General features: G+C 72.2%; 18 protein-coding genes and 1 pseudogene. 11 read left to right on the top strand and 8 right to left on the bottom strand.

The window, feature by feature from the left end; all coding sequences use genetic code 11:
* Window positions 1-155: 155 nt before the first annotated feature.
* Both ACGF8B_RS18565 and ACGF8B_RS18560 read left to right on the top strand, forming a co-directional pair.
* Window positions 156-1,181, top strand: a complete 1,026-nt coding sequence (locus tag ACGF8B_RS18565; RefSeq protein WP_392739589.1) for a 1-phosphofructokinase family hexose kinase — start codon at window positions 156-158, stop codon at window positions 1,179-1,181.
* Window positions 1,182-1,240: 59 nt separating this feature from the next.
* A complete protein-coding gene (locus ACGF8B_RS18560; protein ID WP_392739587.1) occupies window positions 1,241-2,092 on the top strand; it encodes a ketose-bisphosphate aldolase in 852 nt (283 codons plus the stop codon).
* Between the two features lie 516 nt (window positions 2,093-2,608).
* Here the strand turns inward: ACGF8B_RS18560 and ACGF8B_RS18555 are convergent.
* Complete coding sequence (locus ACGF8B_RS18555) at window positions 2,609-3,592, bottom strand: CBM35 domain-containing protein (protein WP_392739585.1); 984 nt, start codon at window positions 3,590-3,592, stop codon at window positions 2,609-2,611.
* Window positions 3,593-3,744: 152 nt separating this feature from the next.
* Window positions 3,745-5,388, bottom strand: coding sequence for a diguanylate cyclase CdgB (cdgB, locus tag ACGF8B_RS18550; protein ID WP_392739583.1), 1,644 nt, complete (start codon window positions 5,386-5,388; stop codon window positions 3,745-3,747).
* 362 nt (window positions 5,389-5,750) lie between these two features.
* Between cdgB and ACGF8B_RS18545 the strand changes: the two genes are divergently transcribed.
* Entirely contained in the window at window positions 5,751-6,257 is a 507-nt protein-coding gene (locus ACGF8B_RS18545) for a flavin reductase family protein (protein WP_392739581.1), read from the top strand.
* 78 nt (window positions 6,258-6,335) lie between these two features.
* On the opposite strand, the gene arfB is transcribed toward ACGF8B_RS18545, so the two are convergent.
* Window positions 6,336-6,770: an alternative ribosome rescue aminoacyl-tRNA hydrolase ArfB gene (arfB, locus tag ACGF8B_RS18540; RefSeq protein WP_342284415.1), complete on the bottom strand. Its 435-nt coding sequence runs from the start codon at window positions 6,768-6,770 to the stop codon at window positions 6,336-6,338.
* A 183-nt stretch (window positions 6,771-6,953) separates the two neighbouring features.
* Between arfB and ACGF8B_RS18535 the strand changes: the two genes are divergently transcribed.
* Together ACGF8B_RS18535 and ACGF8B_RS18530 are read left to right on the top strand one after the other, a co-directional pair.
* A complete protein-coding gene (locus ACGF8B_RS18535) occupies window positions 6,954-7,529 on the top strand; it encodes a TerD family protein (protein WP_327369042.1) in 576 nt (191 codons plus the stop codon).
* A gap of 268 nt (window positions 7,530-7,797) precedes the next feature.
* Window positions 7,798-9,378 carry a M4 family metallopeptidase gene (locus tag ACGF8B_RS18530; protein WP_392739579.1) on the top strand — a complete coding sequence of 527 codons (1,581 nt, stop codon included), beginning with the start codon at window positions 7,798-7,800 and terminating at the stop codon, window positions 9,376-9,378.
* Between the two features lie 29 nt (window positions 9,379-9,407).
* On the opposite strand, the gene ACGF8B_RS18525 is transcribed toward ACGF8B_RS18530, so the two are convergent.
* The 4 genes from ACGF8B_RS18525 to ACGF8B_RS18510 form a co-directional block, all read right to left on the bottom strand.
* Window positions 9,408-10,817 (bottom strand): M1 family metallopeptidase, encoded by a 1,410-nt coding sequence (locus ACGF8B_RS18525; RefSeq protein ID WP_392739577.1) that lies wholly within the window; start codon window positions 10,815-10,817, stop codon window positions 9,408-9,410.
* A 66-nt stretch (window positions 10,818-10,883) separates the two neighbouring features.
* Window positions 10,884-12,008, bottom strand: coding sequence for a beta-propeller fold lactonase family protein (locus ACGF8B_RS18520; protein WP_392739575.1), 1,125 nt, complete (start codon window positions 12,006-12,008; stop codon window positions 10,884-10,886).
* Between the two features lie 14 nt (window positions 12,009-12,022).
* Complete coding sequence (locus tag ACGF8B_RS18515; protein ID WP_392739573.1) at window positions 12,023-12,619, bottom strand: ankyrin repeat domain-containing protein; 597 nt, start codon at window positions 12,617-12,619, stop codon at window positions 12,023-12,025.
* A 46-nt stretch (window positions 12,620-12,665) separates the two neighbouring features.
* Window positions 12,666-13,223, bottom strand: a complete 558-nt coding sequence (locus tag ACGF8B_RS18510) for a heme-binding protein (protein ID WP_392739571.1) — start codon at window positions 13,221-13,223, stop codon at window positions 12,666-12,668.
* Window positions 13,224-13,504: 281 nt separating this feature from the next.
* On the opposite strand from ACGF8B_RS18510, the gene ACGF8B_RS18505 reads away from it, so the two are divergent.
* From ACGF8B_RS18505 to ACGF8B_RS18495, 3 genes are read left to right on the top strand one after another with little or no spacing between them, the layout of a single operon-like run.
* The gene (locus tag ACGF8B_RS18505; protein ID WP_392740117.1) at window positions 13,505-14,794 is read left to right on the top strand and encodes a sensor histidine kinase; all 1,290 of its coding nucleotides are present in this window, start codon (window positions 13,505-13,507) and stop codon (window positions 14,792-14,794) included.
* Window positions 14,791-15,420, top strand: a complete 630-nt coding sequence (locus ACGF8B_RS18500; protein ID WP_385818349.1) for a response regulator — start codon at window positions 14,791-14,793, stop codon at window positions 15,418-15,420. The genes ACGF8B_RS18505 and ACGF8B_RS18500 overlap by 4 nt, the downstream gene beginning before the upstream one ends.
* A 52-nt stretch (window positions 15,421-15,472) precedes the next feature.
* Window positions 15,473-15,970 (top strand): hypothetical protein, encoded by a 498-nt coding sequence (locus tag ACGF8B_RS18495; protein ID WP_392739569.1) that lies wholly within the window; start codon window positions 15,473-15,475, stop codon window positions 15,968-15,970.
* 285 nt (window positions 15,971-16,255) lie between these two features.
* Here the strand turns inward: ACGF8B_RS18495 and ACGF8B_RS18490 are convergent, their stop codons facing one another.
* A complete protein-coding gene (locus tag ACGF8B_RS18490; RefSeq protein WP_392739567.1) occupies window positions 16,256-16,939 on the bottom strand; it encodes a pentapeptide repeat-containing protein in 684 nt (227 codons plus the stop codon).
* 192 nt (window positions 16,940-17,131) lie between these two features.
* Here ACGF8B_RS18490 and ACGF8B_RS18485 point away from each other — a divergent pair.
* From ACGF8B_RS18485 to ACGF8B_RS18475, 3 genes and pseudogenes are all read left to right on the top strand, one after another.
* Window positions 17,132-18,286: pseudogene (locus ACGF8B_RS18485) on the top strand (NAD(P)-binding protein); the annotation flags it as partial.
* A 307-nt stretch (window positions 18,287-18,593) separates the two neighbouring features.
* Window positions 18,594-19,274, top strand: coding sequence for a rhomboid-like protein (locus ACGF8B_RS18480; protein WP_392739565.1), 681 nt, complete (start codon window positions 18,594-18,596; stop codon window positions 19,272-19,274).
* Between the two features lie 92 nt (window positions 19,275-19,366).
* On the top strand, window positions 19,367-20,776 hold the full coding sequence (locus ACGF8B_RS18475; RefSeq protein WP_392739563.1) for an NAD(P)/FAD-dependent oxidoreductase: 1,410 nt from the start codon (window positions 19,367-19,369) through the stop codon (window positions 20,774-20,776).
* The last annotated feature ends 6 nt before the right edge of the window (window positions 20,777-20,782 follow it).

Raw genomic sequence — 20,782 nt, 5'->3', positions numbered from 1 at the left:
GACGGTGGGTCGAATACGTAACGAAGAGACGGCGGTTGGTCCACGGCTCTGGGCCGACCGCCACCTCTTTGGCATGATCGCCTGGAAAACAGCAGGAGAAAGCGCATTCCACCAAGGTCTCGCGCTTCGGAGCAGGGATCGAGGGAGCGGCCGCGGTGATCCTCACGGTCACACTGAATACGGCACTCGACCTGACGTACGGCGTCCCGGAACTCGTCCCGCACGCCAGCCACCGCGTCAGCGAGATGTCCGAGCGACCCGGCGGCAAGGGGCTGAACGTGGCCCGGGTGCTCTCCGCGCTCGGCCACCGGACCGTGGTCACCGGGTTCGCCGGAGGCGCCACCGGGACAGCGCTCCGTGAGCTGCTGGCCGGCCTGTCACCACAGGAGCCCGGCGGCCCGGACGCCCCGCACGGCCCGGGCGGCACGGACGCGCCCGAGCCCGGTGCCGCCCCCGCGGCGACCGCCCCCGCGCCCATCACCGACGCCCTCGTCACCGTCGCCGGGAACACCCGCCGCACCATCGCCGTCGTGGACCGGACCACCGGCGACACCACCCAGCTCAACGAACCCGGTCCGCTCGTCAGCGCCGACGAATGGGCCGCCCTCCTCGGCCGGTACGAGGAGCTCCTCGCCGGGGCCGACGCCGTCGCGCTCTGCGGCAGCCTGCCGCCCGGCATCCACGTCGGCGCCTACGCCGAACTGGTCCGGTCGGCCCGCACCGCCGGCGTCCCGGTACTCCTGGACACCAGCGGCGAACCGCTGCGCCGGGGCATCGCCGCCCGCCCCGACCTGATCAAGCCGAACGCCGACGAGCTCGCCCAGCTCACCGGGTCCCGCGAACCGATGCGCGCCACCCGCGACGCCCGCCGCCGCGGCGCGCACGGGGTCATCGCCTCACTGGGCCCGGACGGCATGCTGGCGGTCACCCCCGACGGGGTCTGGCAGGCAGCGCCGCCCGCCAGGGTCCTGGGCAACCCGACCGGCGCGGGCGACTCCGCGGTGGCCGGGCTGCTGTCCGGACTCGTCGAGGGGCTGAGCTGGCCGGACCGGCTGCGACGGGCGGTGGCACTGTCGACGGCGACCGTGCTCTCCCCGACGGCCGGTGATTTCGACCGCGCGGCGTACGAGGAGCTGCTGCCGCGCGTCGGAATCGAGGAACACGCACCGGCGGCCCGATAGGCCGCGCCCGTCCCGAACCCGCGCGATCGCTGGTTCGAAAGAAGTAGCAAGAGGTCAGCATGCCGCTCGTCAGCACCGGTGAACTCGTCTCCGCCGCCCAGGCCGAGGGACGCGGGATCGCCGCCTTCAATGTCATCACGCTGGAGCACGCGGAGGCCATCGCGGCCGGCGCGGAGCGCGCCGGAGCGCCCGCCATCCTCCAGATCTCGGAGAACGCCGTGAAGTTCCACGGCGGACGGCTCTCCGCGATCGCCGCCGCGGCCGCCGCCGTGGCCCGCGCGTCCAGTGCCCCGCTCGCCCTCCACCTCGACCACGTCGAGTCCGTGGAGCTGCTGCACCAGGCGCACACCGAGGGCTTCGGCTCCGTCATGTTCGACGCCTCCAAGCTGCCCTACGAGGAGAACGTGCGGGCCACGGCCGCCGCGGTGGCCTGGGGCCACGAGCACGGCATCTGGATCGAGGCCGAGCTCGGCAAGGTCGGCGGCAAGGAGGGCGAGGCCCCGCTCGACGCCCACGCCCCCGGTGTCCGTACCGACCCGGCCGAGGCCGCCGCGTACGTCCGCGACACCGGCGTCGACGCGCTGGCCGTCGCGGTCGGCTCCTCGCACGCCATGACCGAGCGCACCGCCGCCCTGGACCACGAGCTGATCGGCCGGCTCCGCGACGCCGTCCCGGTACCGCTGGTGCTGCACGGCTCCAGCGGCGTCCCGGACGAGGAGATCCGCCGGGCCGTCGCCTCCTCCGGCATGGTCAAGATCAACGTGGGCACGGCGCTGAACACCGCGTTCACCGGCGCGGTGCGGGCGTACCTGGCCGAGAACACCACGGGCGTGGACCCGAGGAAGTACATCGCCCCGGGGCGCGAGGCGATGGCCGCGACGGTGGCGGGATTCCTGGCCCTGATGGGCTGACCGCGGCACCCGGCGCGTCGCGCGCGCCGAGCAGCAGAGTTCCGAGTCCGGTGTCCCGGGCCGGGGGCCGGGTGCCCCCGGCCCCCGGTTTCGGAGCACCACCCGAGCACCACCCGAGCAGCGCGTGAAGCAGCCCCCGAAAAGTCGAACCTGCCCTGCGGGCCACGCGTCCGACTCGCCCGAGAGGTCCGCCGTATACGAAGAACCAGCCATCGCCGCGCAGGGCGAGGGCAGGTGACGCCGGTGTCGAGGCCGTCGAGCACGGGAGGGCCATCCGCCCGGCCAGGGCATTCCCGGGGCGGGAAGAATCGGGACGGCTCGAAGCGACCGGGAATGACTTCAGGCCAAGGCGTTACGGGCGTTGAAACCTGCGGATGATCGGCCTCGCCGTTCCGGTGGGGCCGAGGCGGCGCTCGTCACCGGCTGCGGACGGCCCCGGCCCGGGTGAGGGTGCTCACGCGGCCCCTCCCGGGCTCGGACACCGGGAGAGGCCGCAGAGCGTTCGCCCTCAATGAGCTATCCGTGCTCAGGAGTGACCTTCAGCCAGTCCAGAATCACGTCGCACTGATTCCCGTCCTGGCACGAGATGCTGACCTCGTTCTCACCCTTGATCAGGTCGACCGGCGCCCAGGTGGTCTGCCAGTTCTTCTCCCACTCCGGGTCGGACGAGTGGATGAAGTTCTTGAGACCGATGGGCTGCGAATTGGGCTTCCCGTTCACCGTCAGCGTTGCGTTGGCGTCCTTGGCGGGAATCGCATAGCGCACCGTCAAGCGGTACTTGCCCTCCTCCTTCATCGTCGCCTTCCACGTCACGGATGCGCCGACCGCGTTGAAGCCCGTGACGTACGAGCCGTTCGGGCCGTCCGCGCCCTTGACCGACTGGCTGACCACCGCCGGACCGCCGAGCTTCAGCGTCGCCGCGTCCTGCTCGGGCAGATCGGCCGGGGCATCGGAGCTGGCGGACTGCTCGGGCTTCGGGGACTCCTCGACCTGGTTGCCGGGGCCCGCCGAGGAGGTGGCCTCGTCCTTCTTCTTGTCCTTGTCCTTGTCACCGGTGAGCAGCGCGGCGCCGATCCCGATGAGCACGACCAGGACCACCGCGACCGCGGCGATCAGCAGGCCCTTGGTGTTCGGTCCGCCGCCGGAGGAACCGCCGGACCGGCCGCGGCCGCCCTGCTGCGTCACCTGCGTGTTGGCGCCGGGATACGTCTCGGGGGCGGCGTACTGCGCGTTCGGCTGGTTGTACGCCTGCTGCTGGCCATATCCCTGCTGCTGGCCGTACGGCTGCTGCGGCACCTGCTGGCCGTACTGGCGCTCGCCGACGGTGCGTACCTGGTTGTACGAGGTCCTGGGCACACCTGGCTGCGAGGCCGCCGGTCCCGGGTAGCCGTAGCCGCCCTGCCTCGGCGGCTGGGCGCCCGCCGCCTGTCCGTCCTCGTACAGGTAGCCGAACGGATCGTCGTCCTCGGGCTTGTTTGTGCCGTTGTTGCCGGCCGTCATCCCTGGGTCACTCCTCACCATGTCGCCAGCCGTCGCCTGATATTGCCAGCCGTGGCCGACCGGCCGAGCCTACCCCGAACGGACCACACCGAGAATTGCCGACGGGGGTACCGGAACCCCGGCGGAGCACCGGGGCCGCGCCGCCGTGAACGTCAGCCGGCCCTGCGGTGAACCTTCGACCGCGACCGCTTCTCCACGTACATCCGCTGGTCCGCGGAGCGCAGCACCTCTTCGGCCGTCATCCCGCAGGCGGCCCAGCCGATGCCGAAGCTCGCCCCCACCCGCACCGCCCGGCCGTCGACCCGGATGGGCGGAATGATGGCGTTACGCAGGCGTACGGCCAGGTCCGCGGCGTCCGCGTCGCCGAGCCCGTCGGCCAGGACGACGAATTCGTCACCCCCGAGCCGGGCCACGGTGTCGCCGTCGCGGACACAGGTGGTGAGCCGCCGGGCGACCTCGATCAGCACGGCGTCACCGGTGTGGTGGCCGAAGCGGTCGTTGATCGACTTGAAGCCGTCGAGGTCGCAGAAGAGCACCGCGAGACCCTTCGCCCCGTCGTCGTGCTCGGTGTCGGGTGCGACGGAGTGCACATGGTGGTCGTACGGGCCGCCGGGCGCCGGGTCCACCTCGTAGCCGTGGGTCCGCGCGTCCGGGTCGTCGATGTCGCCGTAGGCCGCGTCCAGCGCCTCCACCGGGGTGGTCACCGCCGCGTTCGGGCGCTCGCAGAGCCGGGCGCTCAGCCGGGAGCGCAGCTCGGCGCTGTTGGGCAGGCCGGTCAGCGCGTCGTGCGAGGCGCGGTGCGCCAGATGCAGCTCGTGGCGCTTGCGCTCCTCTATGTCCTCGACGTGGGTGAGCAGGAAACGCGGGCCGTCGGCGGTGTCGGCGACGACGGAGTTGCGCAGCGAGACCCAGAGGTAGGTGCCGTCCCGCCGCCCGAGCCGCAGCTCGGCGCGCCCGCCCTCGGCGGAGGTGCGCAGCAGCGTGCCGATGTCCTCGGGATGGACCAGGTCGGCGAAGGAATAGCGGCGCAGGACGGACGCGGGGCGGCCGAGCAGCCGGCACAGCGCGTCGTTGGTGCGCAGCAGCCGGCCGTGCTGGTCGCCGCCCATCTCGGCGATGGCCATGCCGCTGGGCGCGTACTCGAACGCCTGACGGAAGGACTCCTCGCTGGCCCGCAGCGCCTGCTGTTCCCGCTCCAGCCGGACCAGCGCCCGCTGCATGTTTGCTCGCAGCCGGGCGTTGCTGATCGCAATGGCCGCCTGCGACGCGTACATCTGGAGTGCCTCGCGGCCCCAGGCGCCGGGGCGGCGGCCGTTGCGCGGGCGGTCCACGGAAATCACGCCGAGCAGATCGGCGCCGCCGCCGGACGCGTACATCGGGGCGTAGAGCCGGTCCTGGGGGTGCCACTCGTCCTCGAAGCGGGGGTCCGGCCCGTCGGTGTGCCACTGCGGTACGTCGTCGTCGAGGAGGACCCAGCCGTCGGTGTGCGGTATGAAACGGAGCTCGTCCCAGGTCTGCCCCATCGACAGGCGGCGCTCCCAGGAGGTGCGTGAGCCGACCCGGCCGGTGATCAGGGCCTCGGCCGCGCTGTTGCCCGCGAAGGCGGCGACGACGAGATCGCCGTCGGGGCGGACCAGGTTCACGCAGGCCAGCTCGTAGCCGAGACCGTTGACGATTCCGTCCGCGACGGTCTGCAGCGTGTCGGCCAGGCTCCGCGCCGTGTTGAGATCGGCGACGGCCTGGTGCAGCTGCCGCATCGTCGCAAGACGGACGTACGGCTCCGACTCGGCCTCCATTGCTCGCACTCCCCGAGACCTCGACAGCACTCCAGGTTTCATATCGACGTACTTACTGCAGTGTCACGGCCACTGAATCACAGTGAGCTGCGCAGTCGGTACACAGGGTCAACAAATATTGCACTCTGTGACTCAAGTCACAACAGATGGTGAAGGGTTGGGAGTGGCCCGCGAATTCGCGCCGTCCTTTTCCTGAACGCAAATCCGTACGTTGCGGTGCCCGGGCGGACCGCGGGTCCTAGGACCCGACTGGTCCCCTGGCCCGATGCGCGGGCGCGCGCGGCGCGATTAGCGTGCCCGGTGTGTTGCAGCAGACGAAGACCCCCGCCCCGCGTCCCCGGCCCATCCCCCATGCTGAGGGGGTGAGCAACGATGAGTTCCGAGGCGCCCTCGCCCGGCTGGCCGCCGGTGTCGTGCTGATCACCGCCCAGGAGCCGCCGCTGGACGAGAACGGGCGCGGCGAGGACGTCGGCATGACGGCGACCGCCTTCATGTCCGTGTCGCTGGACCCGCCGCTGGTGATGGTCAGCCTGCGCAACGACTCCCGGATGGACGACCTGCTGTCGGAGCAGCCGCTGTGGGCGGTGTCGGTGCTCGCCGAGAGCCAGCGGCACATCGCCGGGCGGTTCGCGATGAAGGGCCGGATCAGCGACCGGCTGCTGTTCGAGGACATCCCCTACACCCGGGGCGAGGTCAGCGCCGCGCCGCTGGTCGGAGGGGCGCTCGCGACCCTGGAGTGCCGTACCGAGCAGCGGGTCGTGGCCGGTGACCACACGCTGGTGATCGGCCGGGTGCTGAGCGCGGCCCTGCCCAGCGGGGACGGTTCGCCGCTGACGTACTTCCGGGGGCGGTACCGGAAGCTGGAGTGAGAACGGGCGCGGGCGCGGGCGCGGGAATCGGTACGGGGGCGCACCGGGACCGTCACCGCGGGGGCCGGGCCGGGACCGTCACCAGTCGCGGTTGGAGCGGCCCCGCTTGGTCTCGCCGCGCTGCTTCTTCTCGCGCAGCCGCCGTTCGTTGATGCCCCGGGGGATCCTGGTCTTGCGCCGCGGCCGCGGGGGCGGCGCCGTCGCCTCGGCGAGCAGCGAGGCGAGCCGTACGAGAGCCGTCTCGCGGTTGCGCCACTGGGACCGGTGCTCGGAGGCGCGTACCGAGAGCACCCCGCCCACGAGCCTGCTCTCCAGTCGCTGGAGCGCCCGTTCCTTCCACACCTCGGGGAGCGACTCGGTCGCCGCGAGGTCGAAGCGGAGCTCCACCTGGGAGTCGCTGGTGTTGACGTGCTGCCCGCCGGGCCCCGAGGACCGCGAGAAACGCCACATGAGCTCGGCCTCCGGCAGGGAGACCGAACCGCGGATGACATAGGGCCCGGACATGACACCCATGTTCCCCGCACCGGAGGGTGTTCGTCACCTTCTTTTGCGGTACCGCCGGTCGGGCCGTCCGGAGCATTCAGGTAAAGAAAGCAAAGGGAGCAGGAACCTCCCGGTCCTCTGCCCGCGTTATGACCTGTGACGGTAGCTTCGTGATGGCACGAAGCCCGCGATCGACGATGAAAGGGACTTCCCATGGCTGTAAGCCTGTCCAAGGGCGGCAACGTCTCCCTCACCAAGGAGGCCCCGGGCCTGACCGCCGTCACGGTGGGCCTCGGCTGGGACGTCCGCACCACCACCGGCACCGACTTCGACCTCGACGCCTCGGCGATCGCGGTCAACCCCGCCGGGAAGGTCGTCTCGGACGGCCACTTCGTCTTCTTCAACAACAAGTCGACGCCCGACCAGACCATCGTCCACACCGGTGACAACGTCACGGGCCAGGGCGAGGGCGACGACGAGCAGATCAACGTCAACCTGGCGGGTCTGCCGGCCGACGTCGACAAGATCGTCTTCCCGGTCTCGATCTACGACGCCGAGACCCGCAGCCAGAACTTCGGCCAGGTGCGCAACGCGTTCATCCGCATCATCAACCAGGCCGGCGGAACCGAGCTCGCCCGCTACGACCTGAGCGAGGACGCCGCCACCGAGACCGCCATGGTCTTCGGCGAGCTGTACCGCAACGGCGCGGAGTGGAAGTTCCGCGCCGTCGGCCAGGGTTACGCCTCCGGCCTGCGCGGCATCGCGCAGGACTTCGGCGTCAACCTCTGACACACCGGCACCACCTCACGAGCCCCCGGCCGTTACGGCCGGGGGCTTCTGTGTGCGCGCCGCGAACGGATCCGTGCACACCATCCGGTATGCGTCCTCATCGGACACGAACGCCCAACTCCCGCCGATTAACGGACACATGTGTATTCCATTCGGACAAGAACTAGTCAAATAAATGTGAGGTAATTGTTAGCACTCCGTCAATGTCGCTCATTCAGTGGCACGCTCTCGGCTCGTAACCCCCCACGGAACGAGCAACGGAGAACGCATGACCCCCCACATGAACACCCGTCGCGCCGCAGCCCTGGCCGCCGTGGCCGCGATGGTCGTCGTAGGCATGCAGACCGGTGCGGCGAACGCCGTGCCGGACAACGGAAATGACGCTCCCTCCGCCACTCGCAGCGTTGTCCCCTTCAGCGCGAACAAGGCCTCGGTGCGCACCGCCGCCATCAAGTCGGCACAGAGCGACGCCTCCGCCACCGCCGACTCGCTCGGTCTCGGCGGCAAGGAGAAGCTGGTCGTCCGCGATGTGATCAAGGACGCCGACGGCACCGTCCACACCCGCTACGAGCGCACCTACGACGGCCTGCCCGTCCTCGGCGGCGACCTCGTCACCCACACCGCCCCCGGCGGAAAGCTCAAGGGCGTCACCAAGGCGACCAAGGCCCGGATATCGGTGCCGTCCACGACCCCGAAGATCAAGACCGCGGCCGCCGCCCGCAAGGTGATCTGGGCGGGCTCGGGCAAGCCCGTCCTCGCCCTGGAGACGGTGAAGACCGGCAAGCAGAAGGACGGCACGCCGAGCCGGCTGCACACCATCACCGACGCGATCACCGGCAAGAAGCTCCAGAGCTACGAGGCGGTCGAGACCGGTGTCGGCAACAGCCAGTACAGCGGCGAGGTCGAGCTGTCGACGACCGCGTCCGGTTCCGGTTTCGAGCTGACCGACGGCGACCGCGGCGGCCACAAGACCTACGACCTCAACCAGGGCGAGAGCGGCACCGGTGACCTCGTCACGGACGACGACGACACCTGGGGCGACGGCACCGGCAACGACCGCCAGACCGCCGCGGTCGACGCCGCCTACGGCGCCGCGCAGACCTGGGACTTCTACAAGTCGGCGTTCGGCCGCGACGGCATCGCCGGTGACGGCAAGGCCGCGTACTCGCGGGTCCACTACGGCGACGCGTACGTCAACGCGTTCTGGGACGACAGCTGCTTCTGCATGACGTACGGCGACGGCGCCGACAACAAGAGCGCGCTGACCGCCCTCGACGTCGCGGGCCACGAGATGAGCCACGGCCTGACCGCGTCCACCGCCAACCTCGACTACTTCGGCGAGTCCGGCGGCCTGAACGAGGCGACCAGCGACATCCTCGGCACCTCGGTCGAGTTCGCCGCCAACAACAGCACCGATGTCGGCGACTACCTCATCGGCGAGGAGATCGACATCAACGGCGACGGCACCCCGCTGCGCTACATGGACGAGCCGAGCAAGGACGGCGGCTCGGCCGACTACTGGGACAGCAGCGTCGGCGACCTCGACGTGCACTACTCCTCCGGCGTCGCCAACCACTTCTTCTACCTGCTGTCCGAGGGCAGCGGCGCGAAGACCATCAACGGGGTCGACTACGACTCCCCGACCTCCGACGGCTCGACCGTCACCGGCATCGGCCGGGACAAGGCCGTCCAGGTCTGGTACAAGGCCCTCTCCGAGTACATGACGTCGTCCACCGACTACGCGGGCGCCCGTGAGGCGACCGAGAAGGCGGCGACCGACCTGTACGGCGCGGACAGCGCCGAGCTCGCCTCCGTCCAGGCCGCCTGGAGCGGCGTCAACGTGAAGTAGCCCGAACAGCGCGGTGATCCGGGAGCCGGTCAGTCCTTCGGGGCGGGCCGGCTCCTGCCGTACAGCCAGGTGCCCCACAGCTCCGTCAGATCCTTGCCGGTCGTTTTCTCCGCGTAGGCGGTGAAGTCGGCGGTCGACGCGTTGCCGTGCCGGTGTGCCTTCGTCCAGCCCTTGACGAGGGCGAAGAACCGTCTGTCGTCGCCCACGGCCTGGCGGATCTTGTGGACGACCATCGCCCCCCGCCCGTAGACCGGCGCCTGCGAGATGTCCGCGGCCGTCGGCGGATCGGCGGGCGGGAAGGCCCAGTTGTCGTCGTCCTCGAAGGCGGCGTCGAACAGGTCCTGGATCGGGACACCTTCCTTGTCGGCCTCCCACAGCCACTCCGCGTAGGTCGCGAAGCCCTCGTTGAGCCACATGTCGCGCCAGCTCGCGGGCGTGACCGAGTCCCCGAACCACTGGTGGGCCATCTCGTGGACGAGCAGCCCGGCGTCCGGCGGCCCGGGGAAGAAGGGCCGGTTCTGCGTCTCCAGGGCGTACCCGGCGTCCCCGTGGCGCTCGACGACCGCGCCCGTGGCGGAGAAGGGGTACGGGCCGAACCGCTCCGCCTCCCACTTCACGACCTCGGGAACCCGGGCGAGGATCCGCGCGCTGTCCTTCGCCACCGTCGTGTCCGCGGCGGTGAACACCTCGATGCCGTCCTCGGTGGTCGACGACTTCGTGTCGAAGCGGCCGATGGCGACGGTCGCGAGATAACTCGCCATCGGTTCGGGGACGTGCCAGCGGAAGGTGGTGGTGGCGCCCGAACCCCGCCGGGAGACCAGCTCGCCGTTGGACACCGCCGTCAGCCCCGCGGGGACGGTGACGGCGATGTCGTACGACGCCTTGTCGCTGGGGTGGTTGTTGCCGGGGAACCAGGCCATCGAGCCGGTCGGTTCGCCGAGCGCGACCGAGCCGTCCGCGGTCCTCAGCCAGCCCTCCTTCGACCCGTCGGGATCGGTGATGGTCTTCGGGGAGCCCGAGTAGCGGACCACCGTACGGAAGGTGCGGCCCTTGCGCAGACGGTCGCCGACCCCGGCGTCCGGGCGCAGCGTCAGCTCGTGGCCCGCCCGGTTGACCGCGGCGGGGCGGCCCTCGACGGTCGCGGAGCGCACGGTGAGTCCGTCCAGGTCGAGGTTGAAGGCGCTGAGGTCCTGGGTGGCCCGCGCGGTGATCGTGGCGGTGCCGCTCAGCCGGTGGGCGGCCGGGTCCGCATCGAGCACGAGGTCGTAGTGCGTGACGTCGTAGCCGCCGTTGCCGAGCTTCGGGAAGTACGGGTCCCGCAGACCGGCGGCACCGGGGCTGCCCGCGACGCCGCCGGTGCAGCCGGTGGACGTCGTCAGCACCAGCAGGACGAGAGCGGCGGCACGAGCCGTGCGGCGTACGGGTGTTCGCTGATCCACATCGGCGATCCTAAAGGGCGGCCCCAGGTACGGAACGTCCGATTCGGGGGATGTCGCCGAGCGGATTCAGAGGACCGCGATGCCCAGCGGGCGGGCGCCGGCGACCACCTCGAACGGCCGCTTCCCGCCGGTGAGGTCGACGACGGTGATGCCGTTGCCGTACCCGTCGCGGGTGAAGCCCTCGGTGACGTACGCCGTCCGGCCGTCGTCGGAGACCGTCACGTCCTCGTGCGGCCCGTCCAGCGGCACGACCCGCTCGGAGCCCGCGGGGGTACGGACGGTCAGCGACGGGCCCCGGTCGTCGGAGAGGATCGGCCCGGTGCCGACGACGAGGAGGGTGCCGTCGGGGGCGAGCGTCGCGCCGTGCTGGTGGGTGTCGGCGGTCATCGGCTCGACGGTGCTCCGCCCGGTGCGCGGATCGAGGACCACGAGCCGTTCGCCCTCGAAGGGCAGCAACAGCCTGCCGTCGGGGCGCACCACGGCGTAGTGCGGCTTCAGCCAGGAGCCGAGGCCGCCCTCGGTGCCGTACGGGGCGACCTCGAAGCGCCGGGTCGTCCGGTCGGCCGTGTCCACCGCCGTGACGTCGAAGGAGTCGTGGCCGGTGGCGTACACCTCGGTGCCGTCCGGCGAGACGTCCACGTCGAAGGGGCGGCGGCCCACCGGGACCGTGCCGGTCACCTCGTGGGCCGCGGTGTCGACGATCTCCAGCACGCCGTCGCGGCCGGGCACGTTGACGCCGACGTAGACGTGCCGGCCGTCGGGGGCCAGGGCGATGCCCATGCCGCCGCCCCGGTACTCGCCGGTCGTGACGGGGCCGGTCCGCGTCTCGTACGGGATCCGGGTGAGGCGGGTGCGGGTCGCCGTGTCGACGACCGCGACGCCCTCGGCGGTCGCCACCCAGGCGATGCCCCCGTCGTCGACGACGAGGCCGTAGGGGGCGGTGCCGACCTCGACCGAGCCGAGCGTGTGCCGGTCGTGGCCGGGGTCCGGGTCGACGAAGGTCACGGTGTCGGCGCCGAAGTCGGCGACGAGGAGCGTGCCGTGCGGGGTGGCCGCGGCGGAGGGCTTCGACGGGGCGGAGGACGGGGCCGGGGGAGCCGGGGCGTTGTCCGGCGTACGGGGCGTGGCCGGGGAGGCCGGGGCGCCGCCCGCGCAGCCCGCGAGGACCGAGGCCGCAGCGAGTGCCACCACCGCGTGGCGCGCCTTCACCGGGCGTCCCGCAGCAGTGCGGCGATGTCCGCGAAGCCGCGGCGCTCCGCGTGCTCCAGCGCGGTCGTCCCGTCGCCGTCCGGCAGGTCCACGTTCGCACCGGCCGCCAGCAGGAGCCCGACGACCTCCTGGTGCGCGCGGCCGCCGTCGCCGAGGATCACGGCCTCCAGCAGGGCCGTCCAGCCCAGCCGGTTGACGTGGTCGACGTCGATGTCGGTGACCCGGAGCAGCTCCCGCACGTAGGCGGCGTGGCCGCGCTCGCTCGCCGGGATCAGCACGATGCCGCCGAAGCGGTTGCGGAGCTTCAGATCGGGGCCGGCGGGCAGCAGCACATGCAGCATCCGGACGCTGCCGGTGACCCCGGTCGCCAGCCAGGGGCTCTCCTCGCGCCGGTCCTGGGCGTTGGGGTCCGCGCCCGCCGCGACCAGCAGCCGGGCGGCCTCGACATGGTCGCCGTGGACGGCGAGGAGCAGCGGGGTGCGCAACTCCTCGTCGCGGCAGCCGACCCGGGCGCCGCCCTCGATCGCGGACCGCACCCGGTTGGTGTCACCGGTGCGTGCGGCATCGAGCAGTTGTCGATCGAGGGCGTTCATCTCGTACTCCTGTCGCGGGGGTGTGCTCGACGGGGCGGGCTCCCCGCTACCGGGCGAGGGAGGCGACGCCGGCCTGGGCGAACTTCTCGTCCAGGTCGCCGCTCGGGGCGCCGGCCACGCCGATGCCGGCGATCGGGGCGCCGCTGACCTGGACCGGGGCGCCGCCGGCGAGGAACAGGGTGCCGGGGATGTCCTTCAGGGTGGGGGCGTTGACCAGGCGCTTGGCGAGCTCGGAGGTGGGGGCGTTCCAGGAGACGGCGGTGAACGCCTTCTTCTGGGCCGCGTCGTAGGACTGCGGGCCGGCGCCGTCGCCGCGCAGGGTGACGACGGTGTTGCCGTTGCGGTCGACGACGGCGACGGAGACGCGCTGGTTCTCCTTCTTCGCGGCGTCGAGGGTCGCCTTCGCGGCCTTGGTCGCGGCGGCCACGGTCAGGTGGGTGGTCTGCTGAAGGTTGTCGTTCGCGGCGTCGGCCCTGACGGCGGCGGCGGGGGCGGCGGCCGGGGTGGAGGCGTTGGCGGACATGGCGCCGAAGGTGCCCGCGCCGAGGGCGGCGACGGCGACGGCACCGGTCAGGACGCGAGTGCGCAGCGACAGCTTCTTCATGGTGGGCTCCTCAGCAGCGGTGGATCAGGGTCTGTGGGGCGGTGGACGAGCTCGTTCGGCCCCGGGTCCAATCCTCCGGCCGCGTGCGGCACCGCACTGTCGACGGACCGGCTCGACGCCGCGGGCGGGACGGTCGACGGCCCCATCAGCCGATCGGTTGATGCGGGGGCGGCCGCCCGGGGTGACCATGGGGACATCCGTGCAGCTCGGCGGCGCCGCTGGCGGTGAGGAGCGAGAGGTACGACGTGAAGCACCGAAGCCGACCGGCGCCCGGCGCGGGCATGGACACGGACCTGGCCCGGGGAGCGGGCAGGACGCCCGGGAGCGCGGTCCGGGACCGGGCCGGCGACCCGGACGCCCGGTGGCTCACGGCTCTGATGCACGCCGCGTTCTTCCTGCTGCTCGGCGCCTCGCTCACCCGCTTCCTGCTGCGCCACCCCGGCGAGGCCCGCACCCCGTGGATCATCGCGCTCTCCGTCGCCATCGCCGTGCTGTACGTGATCGGGCCGGTGCTCGGCTCGCGCCCGACGCCCCGCTCCCTGGTGTGGCTGGGGGTGCTGGTCGCCGTGTGGATGGTGCTGGTCGTCCTCGCGCCGAGCTTCGCGTGGTGCGCGGTGCCGCTCTTCTTCACCGGGCTGCGCATCCTGCCGCCGCGCGCCGCGCTCGCGCTGGTCGCCCTGCTCACGCTGTTCGTCGTCGCCGCCCAGCTCCGGCTGGCCGAGGGCTTCGACCCGAATCTGGTGCTCGCCCCGCCCGCCGTCGCGGCGGTCGCGACGGCGGTCTTCGTCCATATGCAGCGCCAGGCCGAGCGCCAGCGCGAGCTGTCCGAGCGGCAGCGCGAACTCATCGACGACCTGCTGCGCACCCGCCGCGAACTGGCCGCCACCGAACGCCGCGAGGGAACCCTCGCCGAACGCCAGCGGCTCTCCATGGAGATCCACGACACCCTCGCGCAGGGCCTGTCCAGCCAGCAGATGCTGCTCCAGGCCGCCGACCGCACCTGGGACGCCGACCCGGCGACCGCCCGCCGCCACGTCCGTACGGCCACCGGCATCGCGGAACGCAACCTCGCCGAGGCCCGCCGCTTCGTCCACGACCTCGCGCCGGCCGATCTCGCGGCGGGCGGCGGCCTGGAGGCGGCCCTGCACGCGCTGGCCACCCGCGAGACGGCGCAGGGACAGGGGCGGCTCACCGTCCGCTGCCATGTGGAGGGCGAACGGCACACCGCGCTGCCGGACCGGGTTCAGTCCGCACTGCTGCGCATCGCACAGGGCGCACTGGCCAATGTGAAGGAGCACGCGAACGCGACGGAGGCGGCACTGACCCTGACCCATCTCGACGACCGGGTGGTCCTGGACATCGCCGACAACGGGCAGGGCTTCGTACCCGCCGAACGCACCGGGACCGCCGGCAGCGTGCGCGGTCACGGGCTGCCCGCCATCCGGGCCCGGCTGCACCAGCTCGGCGGCACTCTGACGATCGAGTCGGTGCCGGGCGAGGGTACGGTGCTGTCCGCCGCCGTCCCCCTCACCGCCACCGCCCCGCCGACCGCCACGGAGGACCTCGTATGACCGCGACGCCGCCCGTACGCATCCTGCTCTGCGACGACCACGTCGTCGTACGCGCCGGCCTTCTCGCCCTCCTCGGCAGCGAACCGGACATCGAGGTCGTCGGCGAGGCCGGCAGCGGCGAGGAGGCGGTCGCCCTGGCCGCCAAGCTCACCCCGGACGTCGTCCTGATGGACCTCCAGCTCGGTGAGGGCATCGACGGCGTGGAGGCCACCCGCCGCATCTCCGCCACCGGCGTCCATGTGCTGGTCCTCACCACGTACGACACGGACGCCGACATCACCCGGGCCATCGAGGCGGGCGCCACCGGCTATCTGCTGAAGGCCGAACGCCCCGAGGAGCTCTTCGCCGCGATCCGCTCGGCGGCCCAGGGCCGTACGACGCTCTCCCCGCCGGTGGCCAGCCGGGTCATGGCCCGGATGCGCAAGCCCCTGCCCACCCTCACCGACCGCGAGCTCGACATCCTGGCCCAGCTCTCCCAGGGCCTGGGCAATCGCGACATCGCCCGCGCCCTGTTCATCAGCGAGGCCACGGTCAAGACCCACCTCGGCCGGATCTACGACAAGCTCGGCGTCGACACCCGGGCGGGCGCCGTGGCCGTGGCGAAGGAGCAGCGGCTGCTGCCGTAGGGCCCGCGGCCTCCCGGCGCGGGCGCGCCTTCGGGCATGACACCATCGAAGCGTGCTCGACATCGGCTACTCCCTCTCCCGGCGCTTCCCCGATCCTCCGCAGACCGACTACCGCCGCGCGGACGTCCACGCCCTGCGGCACGATCTGTTCTCCGGGGACGTCTACCTCGCGGACACCAAGGAGGACCGCGAGGTGTCCACAGCCTGGGGATGGGTGCCGGTGCTCGACTTCGCGTGGGCGCTGTGCGACATCGTCGAGCAGATCGACCAGGACCCGCGCGGCAACCGCTCGCACCGGCAGCAGTTCGCCGAGCTGGACTTCACCGAGTCGTCCGACCGGATGCTCTTCGAGCGCCGCTTCGGCTGGGTCGACGTCGAGGCCGACTGGATGCCCGGCGAGGAACCCCCGCTCACCTTCAGCCACTCGCTGCTGCGTCGCGAGGCCCGCGACTTCCTGCACGACCTGATCGCCGACCTCGCCGACATGCACGAGGGCCTCGCCGACAACCCCGTGATCTGGGACCTCCAGGCCCGCTTCCCCCGCACCTGAACCCCGTGATCCGGGCCCCCCAGGCCCACTTCCCTCGTAACCGAACCCCGTGATCCGGGACCTCCAGGCCCGCTTCCCCCGCATCTGAACCCCGTGATCCGGGTCCCCCCAGGCCCACTTCCCTCGTAACCGAACCCCGTGATCCGGGCTGCCGGACCCCACTCCCCTCGTAACTGAACCTTGTGGTCCGGGCCCCCCGGACCCGCTCCCCCGTATCCGGACCCCGTGGTCCGGGCCCCCAGGCTCGCTTCCCCCGTATCCGAACCGCGCGTCCGGCCCGGCGGACTACGCCTCCACCCGCACGCCGATCTGCGCCGCGAACGCCGGCGCCAGCTCCATCAGCTGGGCCGGGCTGATCACCGCGCCGGCCAGCCGCTCCACCCCACGCGCGATGTCCAGCTCGGCGACCGTGCGCAGGTCCACCGACTCCATCCGTACGGAGCTGAAGTCGGCCCGCTTCAGCACACAGTCGCGGAACTCCACCCGCACCAGCTGCGCGTCCCCGAAATCCGGCTCGGACAACACACAGCCCTCGAAGACCACGTCCTTCAGCCGCGCCTTCCGCAGATTCAGGTAGTCGATCTTCCCGCCGCGCACCAGCACCCGCTCCAGCACCGCACCGTGCAGCTGCACCCCGCCCAGCCGTGCGTCCACCACCTCCACATCGCGCAGCGACGCCCCCGCGAGGTCGGTGCCCACGCCCCGTACGCCGGTCAGCACCGAATCGATGAAACGGGCCCTGACCAGCTCCGTGCGGTCCAGGGCGCAGCCGTCCAGCGCGCAGTCCATGAACCGGGCCCCCGGGCCCGACTCGTCCGCGAGATCGGCCCCGTCGAACCGCACACCGTCGTAGTCGCCGTCCGGCTCCAGCCCTCCCCCGTCGTACGGAACGAGCGGTGGGAGCCGCACCTCCGGCCGCCGGGCCGCCGCGATGGTGTCCGTCTTCCTGCTGCTGTTGCTGCGTGCCATGCCCCCCATCGTGACCCATGCCACTGACAACGCCCCCGCCCCGATGTCACAGACGCGCCCCCGCGAACCGTCCCGTACTCAACAGCGCCCGACAGCGCCCGAAGGAACGTCGGCCCGGAGCGCCCGTCGGCGTCCGAAGGCACGTCCGCCCGAGGCGCCCATCGGCGTCCGTCAGTGAAGGAGACCGAACACATGCAGCGCATCCACATCGTCGGCGGCGGCCTCGCCGGGTTCACCGCGGCGATCACCGCCGCCGAGTCCGGTGCCCTGGTGACCCTCCACGAGGCCCACCACACCCTCGGCGGCCGGGCCAGGACCGCCGAGGGCCCGTACCGCACCAACGAAGGACCGCACGCCCTCTACCGCCGCGGCCCCCACTGGACCTGGCTCGACCGGCGGGGACTGCTGGGCCCGGTCGTCGGCGTCCCGCCCCTCGAAGGCACCCGGCTCCGCTTCCGCCTCGGCGGCACCCTGCGCCGCACCCCGCCCCTCTCCCTCGTCCGCCTCGGCCGGCTCAGGGCCGAACACGCCCCCGTGGACACCGACTTCCGCACCTGGGCCACCGGCCGGGCCGGCGAGGAGGCCGCCCGCCTGGCCGCGCACTACGCCGCCGTGGCGCTCTACCACCACGACCCCGGCTCGCTCTCCGCCGCGTTCGTCCAGGAACGGCTGCGCCGCGCCGCCGCACTGCCGCCCGAGGCCCGCTACCCCGTCGGCGGCTGGGCCCAGGTCATCGACCGGATGGCCGCCCACGCCTGGAACCTCGGCGTCCGGATCGAGACGGCGTCCCGCGTGGACGCCGACGGGCTCGACGCCCTGGCCCGGCAGGGCCCGGTGATCGTCGCCACCTCGCTCGACGCGGCCCGCGCGCTGCTCGGCGACCCCGCACTGACCTGGGACAGCGGCCGTACCGCGCTCATCGACCTGGCCCTGCGGACCCGGCGCGGCGACGCCTTCGCCGTGTCCGACCTCGACGCCCCCGGCTGGATCGAACGCTTCAGCGCCCAGGACCGCACCCTCGCCCCCGCCGGACAGCAGCTCGTCCAGGGCCAGTTCCCGCTGGCCCCCGACGAGCCCAGGGCCGTCGGTATCGCCCGCGCCGAGGAACTGCTCGACCTCGGCCACCCGGGCTGGCGCGAGCGCACCGAATGGCGGCGGGAGTCCGTCTCCCGGGGCCGCACCGGCGCGGTGGACCGGCCCGGCACCACCTGGCGCGACCGGCCCGCGATCGACCGCGGCGACGGCGTCTATCTCGCGGGCGACCAGGTCGCGGCGCCCGGACTGCTCAGCGAGGTGTCGTTCAACAGCGGTCTGGAAGCGGCCGTGCTCGCCCTCGGAGCGTCCGAGCCCCGGCCCGCCCACACCACGGCCCAGGACCCAGCGCACACCACGGCCCGGGACCCCAGCGGCGCCACCGACCGGAACCCCGCCCGCGCCACCGACCGGAACCCCAGCCGCACCACGGCCAGAAGGCCCGGCCTCAGGCAGATCTGAGACCGCCCACCGGCCTGCTCGACGAACCGCCTGCCGACTCGCCTGCCGGACGTCCCACCGAACCGACCGCCGAACGGCCCGCCGAACCGACCCGCTCCGTCGGCACCCCGTCCGGAATGTCGATCACGCCGACGATCACCGGGCCGTGCGTCAATCGGATATGACTCCGAGCAGCCCCGCACCGCCCACCCGGCAACGCCCCGCCGCCGGCTCGTGGCTCCGCAGCATCGGATCATGGATCCGCAGCGCACCCGGCACGTACATCTGGCTGGTCGCGCTCTTCGTCACCACGGTCATCGTCCACCAGATGTCACCGGACTTCGAGGAGGACTTCCTGCGCCAGCGCTCGACCAACATCCACGAACTCACCCAGGACCCGCTGCGCGTCCTGGTCACCAGCGCGTTCTGGATCGACGGCGGCCGCTGGATCCCCTACGCCGTGCTGTACACCGTCTTCCACGCCCCCGCCGAGCGCTGGCTCGGCACCCTGCGCTGGCTCGCCGTCGTCGTACTGGCACACGTCCTCGCCTCCCTCGTCAGCGAAGGCGTACTGGCCTGGGCGATCCGGCACGGGCACGTGCCCTGGTCGGCGGCGAACACCCTCGATGTCGGTGTCAGTTACGCGCTCGCGGGGGTCATTGCCGTGCTCACGTACCGCATCCCGCAGCCCTGGCGGTACGTGTACCTCTTCGCCGTACTCGTCTTCTACGGCATCCCCCTCGTCACCGGCCGCACCTTCACCGACCTCGGCCACTTCACCGCCGTGCTCATCGGCCTCGCCTGCTACCCGCTGACGCGGGCCAGGTCCCGGCACGGGACGGGGGCGCCGAAGGCGCAGTAACGTCCCGCCCGAGGACAACGCAGTGAAAGCCAGGGACACCCCCAGAGCCAGACCACACCACAGGGCTTCACACCGGACAAAGCAGGGGCAACATGAGCACCGTCAGCACCGTCAACGGCGGCATATCGTTCTGGTACGCGGACCAAGGCACCCCGCTCGCCCGCGAGCCTCTGCCCGGCGACGCCACCGCCGACATCTGCATCGTCGGGGGCGGATACACCGGTCTGTGGACCGCCTACTACCTCAAGAAGGCCGTCCCCTTCCTCAACATCACCGTGCTGGAAGCCAAGTTCTGCGGTTACGGCGCCTCCGGGCGCAACGGCGGCTGGCTCTACAACGGCATCGCGGGCCGCGACCGTTACGCGAGGCTCCACGGCCACGAGGCGGCCGTCCGGCTCCAGCAGGCGATGAACGAGACGGTCGACGAGGTCGTCCGGGTGGCCGCCGAGGAGGGCATCGACGCCGACATCCATCAGGGCGGCGTCCTCGAAGTCGCCTACACGCCCGCGCAGCTGGCCAGGCTCAAGGACTTCCACTCCGTCGAGATCGCCTTCGGCGAGACCGACCGCGTCCTGCGCGGCGCCCGCGAGACCTGCGAACGCGTCAACGTCACCGGAGCCGTCGGCTCCACCTGGACCCCGCACGGCGCCCGGCTGCACCCGGTCAAACTCGTCAAGGGGCTCGCCGCGACCGTCGAGGCGCTCGGCGTCACCATCCACGAGTCGACACCCGTCACGGAGATCAAGCCCAAGCACGCGCACACCCCGTACGGCACCGTCCGCGCCCCGTACATCCTGCGCTGCACCGAGGGGTTCACCGCGAACATCAAGGGCCAGCGGCGCACCTGGCTGCCCATGAACTCCTCGATGATCGCCACCGAGCCGCTCCCGGCCCCGGTCTGGGAGACCATCGGCTGGGACGGCCGCGAGACCCTCGGCGACATGGCCCACGCCTACATGTACGCCCAGCGCACCGCCGACGACCGCATCGCGCTCGGTGGCCGCGGCGTCCCGTACCGCTTCGGTTCGGGCGCGGCCCACTTCAACGACACAGCCCGCACCCGGCCCGCCACCATCGAGGCCCTCCGGGACATCCTCGTCCGCCTCTTCCCCACCACTGCGGGCGCCCGCATCGATCACGCCTGGTCCGGCGTCCTCGGCGTCCCCCGCGACTGGTGTGCCACGGTCACGCTCGACCGCTCCACCGGGCTCGGCTGGGCGGGCGGTTACGTCGGCTCCGGCGTCGCCACCACCAACCTCGCCGCCCGTACCCTGCGCGACCTGATCCAGCAGAACTCCGGCCAGTCGGGGCCCACCGAGCTGACCGCCCTCCCCTGGGTCGGCCACAAGGTCCGCCGCTGGGAACCGGAGCCCTTCCGCTGGCTCGGCGTCCACGGCATGTACGCGGCCTACCGCGCCGCCGACCGCCGCGAACTCACCTCCCCGCGCCCCGGCACGGACCCCGTCGCGAAGGCAGCGGACCGGCTGGCCGGCCGCCACTGACCGCGA

This window comes from Streptomyces sp. NPDC047917 (assembly GCF_043204345.1).
GTDB classification, from domain to species: Bacteria; Actinomycetota; Actinomycetes; order Streptomycetales; family Streptomycetaceae; genus Streptomyces; species Streptomyces sanglieri.
The sequence above is the reverse complement of the archived record's forward strand: the minus strand, read 5'-3'. Positions and strand labels throughout refer to the sequence as shown.

Coding starts and splice junctions, on each gene's coding strand:
- ACGF8B_RS18560 (WP_392739587.1), top strand. CDS start 1,241: ATGCCGCTCGTCAGCACCGGTGAACTCGTCTCCGCCGCCCAGGCCGAG.
- ACGF8B_RS18555 (WP_392739585.1), bottom strand. CDS start 3,592: ATGACGGCCGGCAACAACGGCACAAACAAGCCCGAGGACGACGATCCG.
- cdgB (WP_392739583.1), bottom strand. CDS start 5,388: ATGGAGGCCGAGTCGGAGCCGTACGTCCGTCTTGCGACGATGCGGCAG.
- arfB (WP_342284415.1), bottom strand. CDS start 6,770: ATGGGTGTCATGTCCGGGCCCTATGTCATCCGCGGTTCGGTCTCCCTG.
- ACGF8B_RS18535 (WP_327369042.1), top strand. CDS start 6,954: ATGGCTGTAAGCCTGTCCAAGGGCGGCAACGTCTCCCTCACCAAGGAG.
- ACGF8B_RS18530 (WP_392739579.1), top strand. CDS start 7,798: ATGACCCCCCACATGAACACCCGTCGCGCCGCAGCCCTGGCCGCCGTG.
- ACGF8B_RS18515 (WP_392739573.1), bottom strand. CDS start 12,619: ATGAACGCCCTCGATCGACAACTGCTCGATGCCGCACGCACCGGTGAC.
- ACGF8B_RS18510 (WP_392739571.1), bottom strand. CDS start 13,223: ATGAAGAAGCTGTCGCTGCGCACTCGCGTCCTGACCGGTGCCGTCGCC.
- ACGF8B_RS18505 (WP_392740117.1), top strand. CDS start 13,505: ATGGACACGGACCTGGCCCGGGGAGCGGGCAGGACGCCCGGGAGCGCG.
- ACGF8B_RS18500 (WP_385818349.1), top strand. CDS start 14,791: ATGACCGCGACGCCGCCCGTACGCATCCTGCTCTGCGACGACCACGTC.
- ACGF8B_RS18490 (WP_392739567.1), bottom strand. CDS start 16,939: ATGGCACGCAGCAACAGCAGCAGGAAGACGGACACCATCGCGGCGGCC.
- ACGF8B_RS18480 (WP_392739565.1), top strand. CDS start 18,594: ATGACTCCGAGCAGCCCCGCACCGCCCACCCGGCAACGCCCCGCCGCC.
- ACGF8B_RS18475 (WP_392739563.1), top strand. CDS start 19,367: ATGAGCACCGTCAGCACCGTCAACGGCGGCATATCGTTCTGGTACGCG.